At 41.6% G+C, this 16,781-nt stretch carries 17 protein-coding genes; 5 read left to right on the forward strand and 12 right to left on the reverse strand.

Annotated elements, in window-relative coordinates:
- Positions 1–99: 99 nt before the first annotated feature.
- Positions 100–1,584 (reverse strand): ammonia-forming cytochrome c nitrite reductase, encoded by a 1,485-nt coding sequence (gene nrfA, locus FN809_RS05835; protein WP_142532556.1) that lies wholly within the window; start codon positions 1,582–1,584, stop codon positions 100–102.
- 48 nt (positions 1,585–1,632) lie between these two features.
- The gene (nrfH, locus tag FN809_RS05840; RefSeq protein ID WP_142532557.1) at positions 1,633–2,202 is read right to left on the reverse strand and encodes a cytochrome c nitrite reductase small subunit; all 570 of its coding nucleotides are present in this window, start codon (positions 2,200–2,202) and stop codon (positions 1,633–1,635) included.
- 425 nt (positions 2,203–2,627) lie between these two features.
- Between nrfH and FN809_RS05845 the strand changes: the two genes are divergently transcribed.
- The 4 genes from FN809_RS05845 to FN809_RS05860 all read left to right on the forward strand — a co-directional run bounded on the left by FN809_RS05845 (position 2,628) and on the right by FN809_RS05860 (position 6,172).
- Positions 2,628–2,966, forward strand: coding sequence for a PadR family transcriptional regulator (locus tag FN809_RS05845; RefSeq protein WP_142532558.1), 339 nt, complete (start codon positions 2,628–2,630; stop codon positions 2,964–2,966).
- Positions 2,967–2,970: 4 nt separating this feature from the next.
- Positions 2,971–3,966, forward strand: coding sequence for a PspC domain-containing protein (locus FN809_RS05850; RefSeq protein WP_142532559.1), 996 nt, complete (start codon positions 2,971–2,973; stop codon positions 3,964–3,966).
- Between the two features lie 196 nt (positions 3,967–4,162).
- Complete coding sequence (locus FN809_RS05855; RefSeq protein ID WP_142532560.1) at positions 4,163–5,644, forward strand: PspC domain-containing protein; 1,482 nt, start codon at positions 4,163–4,165, stop codon at positions 5,642–5,644.
- Between the two features lie 27 nt (positions 5,645–5,671).
- Complete coding sequence (locus tag FN809_RS05860) at positions 5,672–6,172, forward strand: DUF4252 domain-containing protein (RefSeq protein ID WP_142532561.1); 501 nt, start codon at positions 5,672–5,674, stop codon at positions 6,170–6,172.
- A 113-nt stretch (positions 6,173–6,285) separates the two neighbouring features.
- Here FN809_RS05860 and FN809_RS05865 read toward each other — a convergent pair whose 3' ends face one another.
- The 5 genes from FN809_RS05865 to FN809_RS05885 form a co-directional block, all read right to left on the reverse strand.
- Positions 6,286–6,888: a 6-pyruvoyl trahydropterin synthase family protein gene (locus FN809_RS05865; RefSeq protein WP_142532562.1), complete on the reverse strand. Its 603-nt coding sequence runs from the start codon at positions 6,886–6,888 to the stop codon at positions 6,286–6,288.
- Between the two features lie 108 nt (positions 6,889–6,996).
- On the reverse strand, positions 6,997–7,836 hold the full coding sequence (locus FN809_RS05870; RefSeq protein WP_142532563.1) for a GTP cyclohydrolase I: 840 nt from the start codon (positions 7,834–7,836) through the stop codon (positions 6,997–6,999).
- Between the two features lie 430 nt (positions 7,837–8,266).
- Entirely contained in the window at positions 8,267–9,118 is an 852-nt protein-coding gene (locus tag FN809_RS05875; RefSeq protein ID WP_142532564.1) for a pyruvate, water dikinase regulatory protein, read from the reverse strand.
- A gap of 209 nt (positions 9,119–9,327) precedes the next feature.
- On the reverse strand, positions 9,328–10,203 hold the full coding sequence (gene rimK, locus FN809_RS05880) for a 30S ribosomal protein S6--L-glutamate ligase (protein WP_142532565.1): 876 nt from the start codon (positions 10,201–10,203) through the stop codon (positions 9,328–9,330).
- 75 nt (positions 10,204–10,278) lie between these two features.
- Positions 10,279–10,695, reverse strand: coding sequence for an ATP-dependent zinc protease family protein (locus tag FN809_RS05885; RefSeq protein WP_142532566.1), 417 nt, complete (start codon positions 10,693–10,695; stop codon positions 10,279–10,281).
- Positions 10,696–11,154: 459 nt separating this feature from the next.
- Here FN809_RS05885 and FN809_RS05890 point away from each other — a divergent pair, with 459 nt between their 5' ends.
- Positions 11,155–11,490, forward strand: coding sequence for a hypothetical protein (locus tag FN809_RS05890; protein WP_142532567.1), 336 nt, complete (start codon positions 11,155–11,157; stop codon positions 11,488–11,490).
- 113 nt (positions 11,491–11,603) lie between these two features.
- On the opposite strand, the gene FN809_RS18130 is transcribed toward FN809_RS05890, so the two are convergent.
- The 5 genes from FN809_RS18130 to FN809_RS05915 form a co-directional block, all read right to left on the reverse strand.
- The gene (locus FN809_RS18130) at positions 11,604–12,182 is read right to left on the reverse strand and encodes a response regulator transcription factor (RefSeq protein WP_317131253.1); all 579 of its coding nucleotides are present in this window, start codon (positions 12,180–12,182) and stop codon (positions 11,604–11,606) included.
- A 68-nt stretch (positions 12,183–12,250) separates the two neighbouring features.
- A complete protein-coding gene (der, locus tag FN809_RS05900) occupies positions 12,251–13,555 on the reverse strand; it encodes a ribosome biogenesis GTPase Der (protein ID WP_142532568.1) in 1,305 nt (434 codons plus the stop codon).
- A gap of 95 nt (positions 13,556–13,650) precedes the next feature.
- Positions 13,651–14,535, reverse strand: coding sequence for a GTPase Era (gene era, locus FN809_RS05905; protein WP_142532569.1), 885 nt, complete (start codon positions 14,533–14,535; stop codon positions 13,651–13,653).
- Positions 14,536–14,713: 178 nt separating this feature from the next.
- The gene (locus tag FN809_RS05910; protein ID WP_142532570.1) at positions 14,714–16,048 is read right to left on the reverse strand and encodes a hypothetical protein; all 1,335 of its coding nucleotides are present in this window, start codon (positions 16,046–16,048) and stop codon (positions 14,714–14,716) included.
- 3 nt (positions 16,049–16,051) lie between these two features.
- Positions 16,052–16,753, reverse strand: coding sequence for a hypothetical protein (locus tag FN809_RS05915; RefSeq protein WP_142532571.1), 702 nt, complete (start codon positions 16,751–16,753; stop codon positions 16,052–16,054).
- Positions 16,754–16,781 lie beyond the last annotated feature (28 nt).

Here is a 16,781-nt window from a genome sequence, read left to right on the forward strand (position 1 = left end):
CAATACCTTGTCGGGTTCAAAAAAAGGCAACGGATTGAACTGATAGTTTCCGTTGCCTTTTAATATTAAAATCATAGATAAGTTTTCATCCAACGTGGTTTACGATTTTTCACGTGCTTGTGCTTCCTCAATCCATTTGGGGAGAAGATTTTCTTTAAATGCCTGCTTTTCCTTATGCAATTCTTCCATATCCAAGCCAATAAATTTTTGAGCTTTAGCTTTGGTTTCGATATCCGGATACGGTACCTCTTCGTTATGACCTAATTGAGCCAAAAGTCGGGCTAGTTTAATCCTTGTTTCCTGGGCAATATCAATTCCGGTACCAATTACACGGCCAATTTCTACGGGTGCATGGAAAGATCCTCCGTGACTTGCAGCGGCATAGTCCCAACGCCATTGCGCATGGCGAATGCCCATTAATATATCTTGCATCTGTGTTTCGTTAGCACCTACATCCCAGGCTTTTTTTGCTTCTACATGAGCTCGTACAATGAGTTCTTCCAGCTTGTCGCGGTTTTCAATAATCTTGTCCTGGTTGTCATAAACATTGGCTATCAGGTTGGCCGTTTCCTGACGGTGACATACCTGACACGAGTTGGCCACGTTATTGAGTGGCGATTGTATTTTGTGGTCGGTAAATTTTTGTCCACCCTCACTTTTGTAAGGCATATGGCAATCGGCACACGAAACACCCCTGTCGGCATGTATGCCCGTCATATATACCTCGTAACCGGGGTGCTGAGCCTTTAGCATGGGCGCTTTGCTCAATGCGTGCGTCCAGTCCGAAAACTCGATATTGTCATAGTACTCCTCCATGTCTTCCGCCGTCAACCCACCGTCCCATGGCAAGGTAAGGTAATTGGCACCATCTACCTTTTTCTTGTCAAAATAGTACTCTACATGGCACTGTGCACAAACCAGGCTGCGCATTTCCTGGTGCGATGCCTTTGTGATGTCTTTACCTTGACGGTCGAAAGCTTCTATCAGGGCAGGACGGGTAATCCTGAGGTTCATGGTTTCAGGATCGTGGCAATCGGCACATCCTATAGGGTTCACTACCTCAGCGCCTAAGCTGGCCCAGGTTCCTTTATAAAATTCATCTACGCCATGCTCATTCATCAGGCGGGGTACATCGGGGCTCTTGCAAGTCCAACAGGTTGATGGCATAGGGCCATCATCTGCACTCTGGGGGCCTCCTGTTCTCAGGGTATTCACCACATCGGTAATGGCATAATAATGGCCACGTCCCTGACTATAATCTTTGGCAAAACCGTACCCGGCCCATAGCACTACCAATCGAGGATCTACCTCTAACATATCAATCATGGCACTGCCGTTGTACTTACTGGCAAAGGTGGTATCCGACGTTTGGTAATACGATTGGAACTGGCGTGGGTAGTTCTCGCCCCACACTTCGTTTCTGGGTTCAAATTCCGATACAGGTGTTTGCGGCACATTTACAAAGGCGGCCTCGGCTCTGCGCTCAACAATGGAGGAGGCCAGTAATCCTAATAAGAAGACAACAATTACGGTAGCAAAAAATATGAGCCATGCCAGCCATGGTCGTTTTTCAAACATTTTCATAGGTGTATATTTTAAGTTGTATTTATTCAGTAAGTTTTATCAGTACATCTATTTTGTATATTTCTTTAGCCAGTCCGGTACGGGACTTTCAGGTAGCGGCACTCTGGCATTAGGCGTGCTGCTGATGCTGTTTACCCTGCCATGAGGCACCTCGCGATGGCATTCCCAGCATTTGCGATCCTGTGTGTGAGCTGTATGGTTGGCTACACCTGCACCCAGTTTAGAGTCGGTTATTTGTTGATGATGGCAGCGGATGCAATTTTGATGTACTACCTCAGCACCTTCGTCTTTAATAAAAATAACTTCGGGCTCCGCACGCATTGTGAAAACCGTGGCGTGTCGTAAGCCGTCTTTTGCCTTAAAGTAATAGGTGTTAAACACATTGTCTTGTGGAACGTGGCAGTCGTTACAAGTGGTCCACTCGCGATGCGAACTGTGTTTCCAGGTGGCATACTGCGGTGCCATGATATGACAGTTTACGCATGTTTCCGGTTTATCGGATAAATACGACGGTGCATTGGACACCTTAAATGTAAAGAGTGCCAAACCAACAAAAATGGCTATGGTAATCATTACCGGAAACTGCCAGCGTGGAGGAGGAAGAAAGCTTTTTAGCATAGTAGGATCAATTGAAATTAACACGTTAAAAATAGTTAAAGCAATTATATTATAATGTAACGGATGTTACAATTTTGGCCTTTAAACCGGATTTTAGGCTAATTTAAATCCATTCTAAAAAGGATGAGGAAAGAAAAATGGCGTATAACGTATATGTGTTGGTAGTGACTTTGTCCAAAAAAAAGAGTAGTGGCCGCAAAGGGCAATATATACTTATCTGCTCTCTTAGGTAGATTTTTTTTAAAATTTTAAAGTGCAATAAATCAGTATGATATGATTTATAGGGAAAAATTTATTGCAAAATATAGTAATAGGTATTGCATAGTACCAAATAAAAGCCATATATTTGTAATGCCATATTCAAGGTTAAGGCAGATACTGTTGATTTACGATGTTGTGAATAGAAAATATAAAAAAAGCATCCTATGAAGATTGAAAATACAAAAGCACAGATGAGAAAGGGGGTTCTGGAATATTGCATACTTGCTATACTAACGCGCAGCGCCAAATACACCTCCGATATAATCAGTGAGCTAAAAGATGCCAGAATGATTGTGGTTGAGGGTACCTTGTACCCTTTGTTGACCCGTTTAAAAAATGCCGGACTTTTGTCGTATCGTTGGGAGGAGTCTACACAGGGGCCGCCACGCAAATATTACGAACTGACTGAAAAGGGTACAGACTTTCTTTCTGAATTGGATACATCTTGGGCCGATTTGGTAAATGCAGTAACTGTGATAAAAAACAACTCGCAAACATCTTAAAATCATGAAGAAAACAATAAATATTAATTTGAGCGGCAGAGTTTTTTATATTGATGATGATGCTTTTGCTCGTTTAAGAGGGTATCTGGACAGACTGGAAAAATATTTTGCAAACCAGGAGGGTGCCCAGGAAATAATAAGTGATATTGAAAGCCGGATTGCTGAATTATTGAGCGAAAAAATAGCTGGCCTATCGGCGGTAGTAAGCATGCACATGGTAGAGGAAGTGATGGCCATGATGGGGCAGCCCGAGGATTTCGATTCTGAAGATAGCGAGAAAGAGCCCGAGAGAAAATCTAATTACAGTAGCTATGCTCAGCCTAATAGTAAAAGATTGTTCCGCGATTTAGAAAGCCGTGTGCTGGGGGGTGTGTGCGGTGGTTTAGGGGCCTATTTGAGCATCGACCCGGTGTGGGTACGCGTAATTTTTGCATTGCTCATATTTGTAGGGTTGGGCACCATTGTGCCTATATATATTGTATTGTGGATTATTGTGCCTCCGGCCGTAACCACTGCCCAAAAATTGCAGATGCATGGTAAAAATGTAACTATCGACAACATAGAAAAAGCCATCCGCAAGGAGTACGAAGATGTTAAACGACAGTTTGGTAAAGTACGTGGCACTAATTTTTATAAAAAGAGCGAGCGCTGGTGGAACAAATTTAACAAGAGGGATAGAACCACGCTCATTATCGTTGCTGTTGTGGGTGGCGCCATATTGCTCTTTAATATGTTTACGTTTAATTTTACTCATACCGAATTGGTTCATAATAGTTTTACCGTTCCCACTTTTATGAATGAAGTGAACTTTCGTATCGGACACCTGCCGTTTTTCCATTTTCCTGGATGGGTAGTAATCGCAATGTTATTTCTACTGATAGGACTTTTGTTTCGTACGGCCTTTAAAATAATCCTGTATATAATAGGCTTTGCTATTTTAACAGTTTTTGGTATTAAGATCCTGAGCTTTATACTGGGCAGTGCTTTTATTTTTTGGTAATAGTTGATAGAGGCTTTTGATGTAAGTACGTGGGGGTAATTTTACCAGCCCCTGCACCGCATCTGATTTTGTTATCCATTTCGAGATACTAAAAAAATGAAACGCGCATACAAATTCAGTCATTTAAATTGCATATAGGGGAATAATTGGATTTTTCAGGAGTTCCATATGACCGACGATAGAAAAAATAATACATATGAAAAAAACACTATACATCAACCTAAACGGCTTTGCTTTTCATATTGATGAGGATGCATATGAGAAATTAAACCAATATCTTAAAAATATTGAAAGAAGTTTCTCTGACAAAGAGGAAGCCAAAGAGATAGTTTCGGATATTGAAGCCCGTATTGCTGAGCTTTTTCACAGTAAAAAGCAATCAATGAATGAAGTAATCACTTTAGGCGAAGTGGAGGAGGTGATGGGCACCATTGGGCAGCCACAGGATATTGCCAACGAAACAGAAGAGGAAGAAAATTACCAACGCCAACCTTCCGGCGAAATGGCTCCACCTTTGTATGGCAAACGTTTGTACCGCGATCCGGATAATCGTGTGCTGGGGGGTGTATGTGGTGGCCTTGGTGCTTATTTCAACGTGGATCCCTTAGTGTTCCGTATCTTGTTTTTATTTACATTTTTCTTTTATGGATCATCACTACTGGTTTACATCGTATTATGGATAGCGATGCCCGAAGCAATTACTATCACGGAAAAGCTACAGATGAAAGGTCCCGCGGGGTATGAACGTTGGGAGGAAAACCTGAGGAATGAATACCGAGAGGTTTCGGACAGGTTTAAACGATCCAAGGCTTATCAAGGTTCGTCAGGAGCGTTTTCCAGAGGTTCCGACACCATCGGTAATGCGATCAGTGGCTTATTACAAGCGCTGGCTGTTATTATTGGTGCTGTATTAATGATAACCACTTTAATTGTACTGGTGTCATTAATATTCGCATTTACCTTTGGTTTTACCTTCCTCGATTTTTCAGGCGTGGGAAATTACCTCACCTCCCTGCCCAGCTTGTTTATATCCGGTAAGGATATGATTTTTGGGAGTATAGGACTTGTATTGGTTACATGTATTCCTGTGGTAGCATTGTTTTACCTGGGGTTTAGACTTGTTTTTAGGTTTAAGTCCAGAATTAAATTCGCGGGACTGGCTTCGCTGGCGCTATGGGTAATAGGCCTTATAATGTTGTTTTATGCTTCGGCACGTGTGGCGGGTGATTTTGCCGTATCGCATGATACCTATCAAAAAGAATTGCTGCAACTGCCTAACGACAGCATTATTTACCTAAAACCGAACCCCGCGGTTTATAACAACCAACTTAAAAATCATTTGTTTGATGTTAATCAACTAGATGTGTATGCAGATAATAAAAAGTTTTATGTACAAGGCAGTCCTCGTATAGAACTGGTGTCAGGCCGTGAGTATTCCATCGAAATTATGAAATCGGCCAGAGGGAAGACGATTGATCAAGCCCAAAAAAATTGCGATGATATTGAGTTTTTCTGGATGCAGGAAGATGCTGTGTTGAATGTGGATGCTATTTTTACCCTTCAGGAGGAAAGCAAAATAAGAAACCAAAAGTTGAAGGTGATCCTCACTGTTCCGCAAGACGTTACTGTAAATGTAGATGATGAGCTGGAATGGATGGTATATAATCGTATCAATTGATTGGGTGCGAAAAAAAGCGTTAACAGTATGAAAAATTTAGTGCGTATTGCCTTGGTATTATGGCTGATGGGTGTTGGCAGCCTTTTTGTTTTTTCGCAGCAAAAAACGACCGAAAGAATGTTTAAGGATTTTCGCGGTATGGATGAGGTGACCTATTTGTCGCTTTCAAAGAATCTGCTCCAATTTATGGATTTTGATGCAGAAAATGAGGACAAAGAACAAGCCAGCAAGATAAGAGGTGATTTAAAAGAGGTGAGGTTGGTGATGTTTAAGCCCAACAAAGCACCAAAACAAAGATTCATTGAAAAGGTGCGGCATTACATGAGGAAAGGCGGTTGTAGCAGGGTGGAAGATATTGATTCCGAAGTGGATGCAGAAGTTTGGGTACAGCGCAGGGGGCGTAAGGTAAAAGAGTGTCACGTGATACTACAGGGTCAACAAAACGGTGTGCTACTCTCTTTTTTTGGTGATTTTAAGATGGAAGATGTAGAAAGAATGCGTAAAAAAATACAGGATTATGAAGATTGATTCGAATTACAAACAGATGATTATATGGGTTTTATGAGAATGTTCGTTTTTCTATTTGCGCATTTGCCGTATTTCCTGCATTAAAAGCGTTTGCAGGAAGGCTTTTCACTTTTTCAAAATATCCTTTCTACCTGGGGATTTACAAAAGGTTTAGCGTCTAACTCACCTTTGTGGTACATCAATAGTTTATCATACATCTCAGCATCTTTCCATTCGTCTTTTACGGCTTGGCTAAAAGTTACATCAGCCAACTCAAAGGTAAACCAATCCAAATCTTTTCGAAATGCTTCTGCATAGCCTGTATCCGTTTCGTGCACCCGCACTGAACTAACACTTACCTTGCCCTCACCATTTTTAAATTCTGTGGCCTGCAATGTTTTGTCAATAAGAAACAACAGTGTAAGTGCAAAGCACTCGGCCGAGGGACTTACAGGCATTTCGATGTAACGCTCGCTATTGTTTCTGATAAATGTTTTAAATTCGTCACTTTCCTTGTCCCACATAGCATAGGCATGGTCAAAGCTATCAATTATATCCTTTATGGTACCTTTGGTCAAACCGAAATCGTAAATCATATGGCCAAAGTCGAGTTTGTTTGAGCTTAAAAATACTTCCACCACGTAGCTGTGTCCGTGAAGCGATTTTTTACACCTGTCGCTCGAACAGTCCCGCACAATATGGGCTCCCTCAAATTTAAATTTCTTTCTGATTATCATTAAGGTTTTATATCTTTTATTTTTATGGCCATAAGGCTTGTTTATCCTTTCAACTGCATACTTAGCAAAAGCCACACCGCCTGAAGTTATTTTGTAAGCTCCTAACTGCTACCCGCCACTTACTTCTCTCCGCATTTCGTAATTACCAAATTCGCCACCATAAAATTCGCTGGTAAATTCGCCCTCGTTACTTTGTGTTCCGCGCAGCGATTCGCAGGTATGCACCAGACCACTTAATTTAACGTACACCGAAGATGTTTCAGCCGCCTGGCAAACTTCGTCATAAATCATTTTGGTTAGGTTTTCCTGCAAATGTCCTCTGCGTGCAACCCAATCAACGATCCGTTGAAGTTTGGATATACCGAGTATTTTTTTGCCGGGGATATAGCTGATTACAGCAAATGAGCCGTCTCTGAAAAGGGTGCTGAAGGGTGCTGTGTGATGCGAACACACTGAAACAATATCCACTCGCTTTGTGATAGGATATTTTTGCCCTTGCTCATTAGGGAAGCTGGTCATAAGGGGTTTGTGCGACCATCTGCCCGAGAGTAACTCCGTATCGTCGCTCAAATCATTACCACAATACATTTTGGCCAGGCGATAGGGCGTACCTTTTTCGCCACCTACATTGGGATCGTCCATATCAATTTTCATCGCCTTAAAAGCTTGGCTAATAAAATATTCTGTTATGGTACGCATAATGTAATGCCCCTCTTCCGAAATACCCCCAACATCTTCAACGTTATCGGATATCTTAAAATCGCGCAAGTGGTTATATTCCATCCATGCTGATAAAAAGTCTTTTTGGGGAAATTTCTTCTGAAATCGTTCCTCAACAAATTCCTTTAAGTAATCAAATTTGCCTTCTACTTCCTTTTTTATCTTGTTTCCACCACTTATCCTGGATGAAGTAGGCTGGCTTGTTGTTTTTATTAGTTGTTCTTTCATCTTTCTATATCTTTGCTAAGGTTCTATAACAAACAAACTCCATTAGTGTTGCATCTATTAAACAGCAATGTGAAGTTTTTGTTTAAAGTTTGTTTATTATTCATAAACAAACCAGCCCATCTCTTACAAACTGATGGGTGGTCTATCCACGCTGACAGGTCTTAAAACGTAATATAAAATTTTTTCGTATTTTCTGATACTGTACTCTGATAAAGGTGCAGTGAATCTTTTCTGTGTTCCTGCCCATCCAGGACGAGACTCCCCAGTGGCTGACACCTAACCATTCAGATAGCTGACAGCATGGGGTGTAGGCACCGTGTTATTTCGTTTTGCATCTATGCCAAGCTATAATTTGTTTGTTCATTAATACCCATATTCTCCACTACACGTTTTGATTGTAAGCCCGGTTTTGGCACCTTGTATCTCTGCGCTAATGCTCCTCATCTTTTGTCCATTTGTCGCTGCCAAATCTCGAAGTCAATATAGTGAGTATTTCATTGGCAGAATATTCAATGGGTTTATTGCTGATATTTAGCACTGTAAAGCCACCTTTTTTGAACAGGTTAGCAGCATAGTCCAACTCCATGCGTACCTTTCGCCGGTCGATATAATCGCTATTTGGATCCATATTTATACGGCTTACCCTGCTACTGCGTTGGGCAATCAGGTAGGCCATTGAAATGGTAAGGCCAAATACCCTACGCGGATCTATCTGAAAAAGTGTCTCCGGAACTGGTGTTCCGGGCACGATAGGAACGTTGGCCACCTTCCATCCAAACATGGCCAAATATATACTCAGGGGGGTTTTTCCGGTACGCGAAACTCCGGCCAAAACAATGTCGGCCGTGGCAATTTTATCTGTATGCTGACCATCGTCGTGCATCATGGTAAATTCAATGGCGCGCACCCTCCGGTAATATTCCATATCGCGCAGACGGTAAAGCCCGGGCTGATCAGCCGGTTTCATATCAAGCACGGTATCCAGATAATCTGTCATGTTACCCACTAAATCAAAGTGACGGATGTTTTTTGTTTCACAACTGTCAATCAGCTTGCGACGCACCACGTGATCGACCATGGTGTGCGCCACTACGCCATTTGTTTTAATTACTTTATCGGTAATGGCATCAATCTGTTCTTGTGTGCTTACTTCAGGCTCAATGATTACAGGGATTTTATGTTCGGGGTATTGAATCAGCATAGACTCCACGAGCGTGTGCCCGGCTACTCCTTTCCCGCCCGAAACAATGTAAATTGGGGGCATGTTCGAATTTTTTTCCATATCAGCTTATTTTGCCATTAATATAGGATAAACTTAGCAGGCAAACAATGCTGTACATTATTTTTTTAGGCCTGCTAAATAGGGGGCGGGTGGTATGCAATGGCAGCAAATACAGATTATGTTTTGCTTGATAGGCCGGGAGCGGCTACATGTAGGCTAGTCGGACTATAATAATAGCTGCCTGCGATAACTCGCTGCCATCACATCGTTTAATCAACGTTTCGCTCAATAAAACGGATGATGGCGTTAGCAATATCAATGCCGGTGGCGGATTCAATACCTTCGAGGCCGGGCGAGGAGTTCACCTCCATGATTTTAGGGCCGGTGCTGGATTGTAACATGTCTACGCCGGCTATGCTCAAGCCCATGGCTTTGGCGGCCTTAAGTGCGGCGTTTTCTTCTTCGTCGCTCAGTTGCACGATGGTAGCACTGCCGCCGCGATGGAGGTTTGACCTAAACTCACCCTCTTTGGCTTGCCGTTTCATGGCTCCTACCACCACGCCATCCACCACAAAAGCCCTTATGTCGGCACCTTTGGCTTCAGCAACAAACTCCTGCACTATTACGCGGGCTTTCAGTCCACCAAAGGCATCCAGCACCGATTCGGCGGCACTGTTTGTTTCAGCCAACACCACTCCTACGCCTTGGGTTCCCTCTAATAATTTGATTACGCAAGGGGCACCACCAACCTGAGCAACAATGTTCTGGTTATCTTTAGAAAAGTTGGTAAATGCTGTTTTGGGTAAGTGTAGGCCGGCACGCGATAATATTTGCAAGCTACGCAGCTTATCGCGTGAGCGCACCAGAGCCTGAGATTCGGTAGTCGTAAAAACTTTCTTCATTTCAAACTGACGCACTACCGCCGTACCGTAAAAAGTAACCGATGCGCCAATGCGTGGAATGATAGCATCTATATTGTCTATTTCGTGGCCATTATAAAAAACCTGAGGTTTTTTTCGTTCAATTAGGATGTCGCATTTGGTGTGATCCAAAACAACCATATTGTGGCCTCTCTTTTCGCCTGTTTCAATAAGTCTTCGTGTGGAATATAATTTTGCGTTTCGGGATAGTACTGCAATGTTCATAAGGAATATTTTAAATTTAAGGATATGCTATTAAGATAGTAAAAAACGAATACTAAATTCAGGAAAAATGATTTGCTATAAGTGGGTATACTTTTTAGCAACGTCAACAATGAATTTTTTATTCAGAAATTTTCGCCCTATCAATACGGGAGTTTTCATATTTTGGCGGTCGGTGAGGGTCAAATCTATCTTGTATGATTCCCCCAGCAATTCTATGGTACTTGCAATTTTGTATCTGTTTTCGACGGCTCCATTTGAACTTCTCACCTTTTTTTGTTTGTAGTGTTCAAACACCAGCTCTTCGTCTTTGTAGGCATGATGGCCCGGATCCAGCAGATTGCAATAGAGACGCCCGTCGCGTTCAACGATACTATGGCAGTGCATACTTGAAGTGTAGGCTCCCGTATCCATTTTAACATGAATGTGCTTTAATTTCAACTCCGGAAAGTGGGCTATTTCTTTTCGTCCAACTATTTTTTTATTCTGCAGCATGGTAATGATTTTTTATAAATAGGCCAGGCTAAACCGTATTTTTATTGTACGGTGAGCGTACCAAAACTAATCAATTATTTCAATAGTAAAGGATATCAAAAGAAAACCGTAAAAGAATATTTTTATTTTAGCTTATTTCAATAAGCAAGCGCCAAAAAGAGTTTTGACATGACACTAAATAGGGAGCAAATATTCAATATAAATAACATTATCATAATCATCGGTTCAATATGATGAACGTCAGCCTCACGTGTTTCTACAATATGTAGGATGTAATCTACATGTTATAAAGGTAAAAATAAAATTTCGCAAAGTGGCACGTGGCGTAAGTTATTGTGGGTTATGAACATAGCTGTACCTGGTGAGCATGTGTAAGATTACGGCACCATATTTAGTAGTAGGATAGGCAACGCGGTTAACCATACCGAAATATTATACTAACTATTAAATATTGGAAAGATGAAAAGTATTTTAATGATTGCCTTTGCCGTTTGTATTAGTTCAGCAGTATTATTTGCTAACAAAAGTATCCAAGCTAATCAAGTAGAGACTACGGTAGTGCAGGAAGAATTGGTTTTTAATGATATCGCCATTGAAAAAGTTCCCGTAAAAGTGATTGAAGCTTTTGGTGAGGACAACAAAGATGCGGTAATAGCAAAAGCGGCTGTAGCAACAACTGCCGAAGAGACGTCTGTTTACAGAATCAGTGTAAAAGACACACAAGGCGAATCCATCCACTACTTTTATAACGAAGATGGAAGTAAATTTGAGAAAGAAGAGAGTCTGGAAGGATAATTGCAATGCTATATTTGTTTATCGTATAGCTTAAAGGTTGAACAAAAAGAGGCTGTCTCAAATGAGATGGCCTTTTTTTGTTTTCTTCAAGCCAATGAATAGTTTTTTTAGCTTTATGATATATCTTCCAATTTTATTAAATTGTTTAATATGGCATATACCGTTAATCCGGATACCGTTTTAATACCCAGTTTTCGGGTAATATTTTTACGGTGCGATATTACAGTGTGTGTACTAATAAACAGTTCGTTAGCTACCTCTTTGTTGGTTTTACCCAGGGCTACTTTTTGTAACACATCCTTTTCTCGTTCGGTGAGGTCGCCTGAGTTATCGTGGTGTACCACAGATTTTTCAATGTTTTCTACTTGCCTGCGTAGCTTGCTCAATAGTAGGCTTTTGGAATCAAAAACCGAAAGTGATTGTTCGTCGTTACGGTGGGGCAGGGGGGTGTTGAAAACATATATAACTTCCATATCCGGCACGTACTTTTTTATCACTTTATCCGCTTGAGGCAAACTGCTTATAGAGGTATTTACCATTAATATATGGGGTAAAACCTGTTGCAAAGATTGCTGTAACTCCTCTGGGTTGTTGGCTTCATCTATTACGGTAACTGCCTTTAATTCAGATAGAATTGTTACAATTCCTTTTCGGATCAGGTACGAGGGTTCTGCCACTAATATCCTTATCATATCGTAAGCCCTACATTTGTTTAATGTCTGTCTTTATTTTTGGTGTGGGCTATTATCATTATTGCCTCTTATTTTTTTCGCATAAATATTTGAACCGGTACCCCTGTGAAATCATACAGTTTACGAAGCTTATTTTCGAGAAATCGTTTGTATGGTTCATGAACATACTGTGGCAGATTGCAGAAAAATGCAAATGCCGGAGTGTTTGTGGGCAGTTGCATAATGTATTTAATTTTAATGTATTTGCCTTTGGTGGACGGTGGTGGATTGTCGAGCACCACTTTTTGCATCGCTTCGTTAAGTTTGGAGGTAGATATTCTGCGCGTTTTGTTTTCAAATACCACAGCAGCCATTTCTAAGGCCTTGTGTATGCGCTGTTTGGTAATCACGGAGGTAAAAACAATGGGGAAATCTACAAATGGTGCAAATTTGTTGCGGATATCCTCCTCATATTTTTTTGTGGTCATGGTATCTTTCTCAACCAAATCCCATTTGTTCACCAAAACCACAATGCCTTTTTTATTTCTTTGTATCAGCTGAAATATCTTTTGGTCCTGACTTTCCACACCACGGGTAGCATCTATCATAAGCAGGCAAACATCGGAATTTTCGATGGCTCGGATGGCACGCATCACGCTGTAAAATTCAAGGTCTTCAAAAACCTTTGATTTTTTACGTACTCCTGCGGTATCTACAAGGTAAAAATCGTAGCCAAATTTATTGTAACGGGTATAGATGGAGTCGCGTGTTGTGCCGGAAATAGGTGTTACAATGTTTCGGTCTTCACCGATAAAAGCGTTAATGATGGACGATTTGCCGGCATTGGGTCGCCCTACCACAGCAAATCGCGGAATATCCAGATCTTCAACATTTTCTGTGCTGGGAAAAAGCTCAACTAATCTGTCCAGGAGTTCACCGGTACCCGATCCGTTGATCGATGAAACCGAAAAAAGCTCCTCTACGCCCAGGGAATAAAAGTAGCTGGCATCGGCCAGCCGTTCGGGGTTATCTACTTTATTAACCACCACCAATACCTTTTTCTTGCTTCGGCGCAGCAGGTCGGCAACCATCTCGTCGTAATCGGTTATGCCGGTTGTTACGTCCAACATAAACAAAATAACATCGGCTTCTTCAATGGCAATAAGCACTTGCTTTCTGATTTCCTCTTCAAAAACATCCTCCGAACCTACAGCATACCCGCCGGTATCAACAACCGAAAATTCTAATCCGTTCCATATGCTTTTGCCGTAAAGGCGGTCGCGGGTAACGCCGCTTTCCTCGTTAACAATGGCACTACGCGATTCTGTGAGCCTGTTAAAAAGCGTAGATTTACCTACATTTGGCCGTCCTACTATGGCTGCTATATTTCCCATTATATTTTGGATTTGTGATGTGCTAAAAAATAAAAAGTGTGCAAAGATACGGATTTATTAGCCACTACGGCATGTGTTATATTTTAAACTGCAAGTTATTTTTGGTCGTAACCGAAGTTGCGCAGCGATTTGCCTTTGTCGCGCCAATCTTTATTTACTTTAACGAAGAGCTGTAAAAACACCTTTTTGTCCAAAAATTTCTCCATATCTTTCCGGGCTTCGGTGCCCGTTTTTTTTAGGGCGGCTCCTTGGTGTCCTATGATAATCCCTTTTTGCGATTCGCGGGCAACGTGGATGACAGCCCGTATGTTGATTTGTTTTTTATCTTCTTTAAATTCCTCAACCTCCACTTCAACCGAATAGGGTATTTCTTTTTGGTAATACAATAGAATTTTTTCACGTATGATTTCCGACACAAAAAACCGGACAGGCTTATCTGTCATAACGTCTTTATCAAAATAGGCTTCGCTCTCGGGCAGTAATTCCTTAATGCGTTTCATCAAGTTGTCGGTGTTAAAGCCCTTTAATGCCGACATGGGATATATCTCTGCCTTGGGCAGCTCCTGTTTCCATACAGTAACCAACTCGTCTAATTGTTCGGGGTTCGACTCATCAATTTTGTTGATGACTAATATTACCGGGGAGTCCGTCTTTTTAACACTATTCAAAAAGTCGTTGTTCTTGTCTAACTTTTCTACTACATCCGTCATGTAAATTATGATATCAGCATCTTGCAAAGCCATTTTTGAAAAACGGAGCATGGATTCCTGTAGTTTATAATTGGGTTTTAGAACGCCGGGTGTATCCGAAAATACAATCTGATAATCCTCTTCGTTCACTATTCCCAATATGCGATGGCGCGTCGTTTGTGCTTTTGAGGTAATAATAGACAGCCGTTCGCCTACCAACCTATTGGTTAAAGTTGATTTGCCCACGTTGGGGTTGCCTACAATATTTACAAATCCTGCTTTATGCTTCATCCTTGTTTTACTATGCGTTTTTAAGTTAAAAGATGCTGCGAATATACAAGTTATAAGCGTGCTACGCAATAAGTACGCATTGTTGGCAGGTAGTTATTTTTGCCAGTGTTGGCGTTATAGGGAGTGCTGTTGAACGAACACCGGGTGTGCTAAAAAATTATTTGGGCTCAGCATACCACTAACTCAACGCTACGGCAACCCTTATTTCATCTTCCTGTATGGCGAGGCTTTCAGGGGTATAGCCTACTTGAATAACCGGACCGTTATTGGGTAGCTGAAACTGCCGGAAACGACTTAAATCGTAGCTCCCCTTACCGCTCAACTGTAAGGGGAAGTTCATCCGGAACGGAACAAAACCGCTAAAATGAACCGATTTGGCCTGTATGGTCAGGTTGGCACCGCTTTGGGACCATGTTGTTGAGAATGGCAGGAATTGATTTAATACGATATTGATTAAAAAAGACATGCTCACGGTTAAGGATAAAAATACGGGCGCAAACATAATAACGCCCAACACAACCAACATGCCCGACATAGCAACTTGTGTGTTTACGTTGGCGTCATATTTAAAATCGACCAGGGGATTGGGTGTTTGGGTATTGATGATTTTTGGTTCCACGGCTGCAGAGAAGGTGATTTTTACTTTAACCTTGCACCAGCATTTGCCTCTCTTTGCCTTTAACGAACCGGATGCTACAATCTTATCCTGTTTGAATTCAACATATATTGAATTGATGTATATTTTATATTTCCCAACCCTAAAGCGGGTAGGCACCCAGCCTTTGGCAAAGGCCAGTTGCACCGCAGCGCTGAGTACCCGCTCGTGTACCACCGCACCCACATTGGTGTTGGCCGGAATAAAATGTTTCAGATCGGTACCAGTACCCCGTAATGGATTAGTTAAATTAAAATCCGAGGCCAGTAACAAGGAGGTAGGTGGCGATGCCTTTTGGGCGGTAAGCAAAGGAGAGTCGGGCGTAAAACGCAGGCCTAAAGCACCAAATATGTCCACCAATTCCCACACGGGTATTTCCACTTTTCGGATGATCCTGAACGCCAGCCACACCCCAAACGAAATAAGAGGCCCGATAATGCTGTTCAATAACCATTTAATAATAAACCTTGATTGGGGGAAAGTAAGCGAGATCTTCATGCCGGGTGTTATGTTGATAATGATGCCCTTTGGCAGTCCGGCTGCGGTTTTTGCAAGGTTCAATTCTACCTTTTCAATGCGGAACACGATATTGGTATTGATAATGGTGAGCCCAAACAGTTTTAATTTAAAAATTCCCTCAGCCTCGGTATCTGTTATCACGGCTCCCAAAGGTGGGGGATCGCTCAGATCCCGAATACTGAGGTCGATTACTTCGGCCTGGATAGAACCAATCTGTCCCATTTTTTTAGTGAAAGTAAGTATGGATTTTAATGCCTGAATAAATTTATCGAGCACTAAGTTTATTACGTCCTGATTTACTTCTGCTGCCAATGCGAAATCTGCTGCCCATTTTGCCATTACTTAACCCTCCTCAATTTTAGTTTCCTGCGCTGCCGATATATCAAATTTATCATTGCTCTCGTTGCAATAATTGTCCCGATAAAATACCACATCCTTAATCGAATAAAGTTCCTTTTTTTTCAGAATGATTGCGCGGTAATCTTCGTAGTCAACGGGATGACCCATCGCGTTAAACTCCAAATCGGCCGATAATATCTCCTTTAGCTCGGGCGGGAATTCGATGTGCATAAAATCTTCCATGCATCTAAGGCCATCGGCCAACAATATATTTGCGTGATGCAAATTGTCATTGGCCCACCACAAATACCTTTCTTGTAAATACTCACTCATCTCGCTTACATCGGCAAGCGTTTTCTTAAATACGGAGATCAGAATTTGTACCTTTTCGATAGTTACCTCATCATCCATAGTTGCCAATGCAAAACTAAATTCAACCTTGCCAAATCCTTCGGTTTCGTCTTTGCTTAAAAGTTGGATTTGTGTATCGTAATCCAGCCCTTCTTCAAAAATTTCACCTATTTCCATGCTGTCAGTTTCAGAAACAAGTACATTGGGATAGCTCCATTTGATGTGTAATAATTTAACGGTTTTTCGGAAATTTAAGTGAATGGTATAGGATAAAGTTTCCCCTGGATTAATTACGGTATCTCCTTTAACTGTGCCTGTGAGGTAAGCTGTTTCGATGGGTGTTGTAAGTATCATTACGCAAATTTATTACGGTTAGCAATAC

The sequence above is a fragment of the Saccharicrinis carchari genome, from assembly GCF_900182605.1.
Lineage (GTDB): Bacteria > Bacteroidota > Bacteroidia > Bacteroidales > Marinilabiliaceae > Saccharicrinis > Saccharicrinis carchari.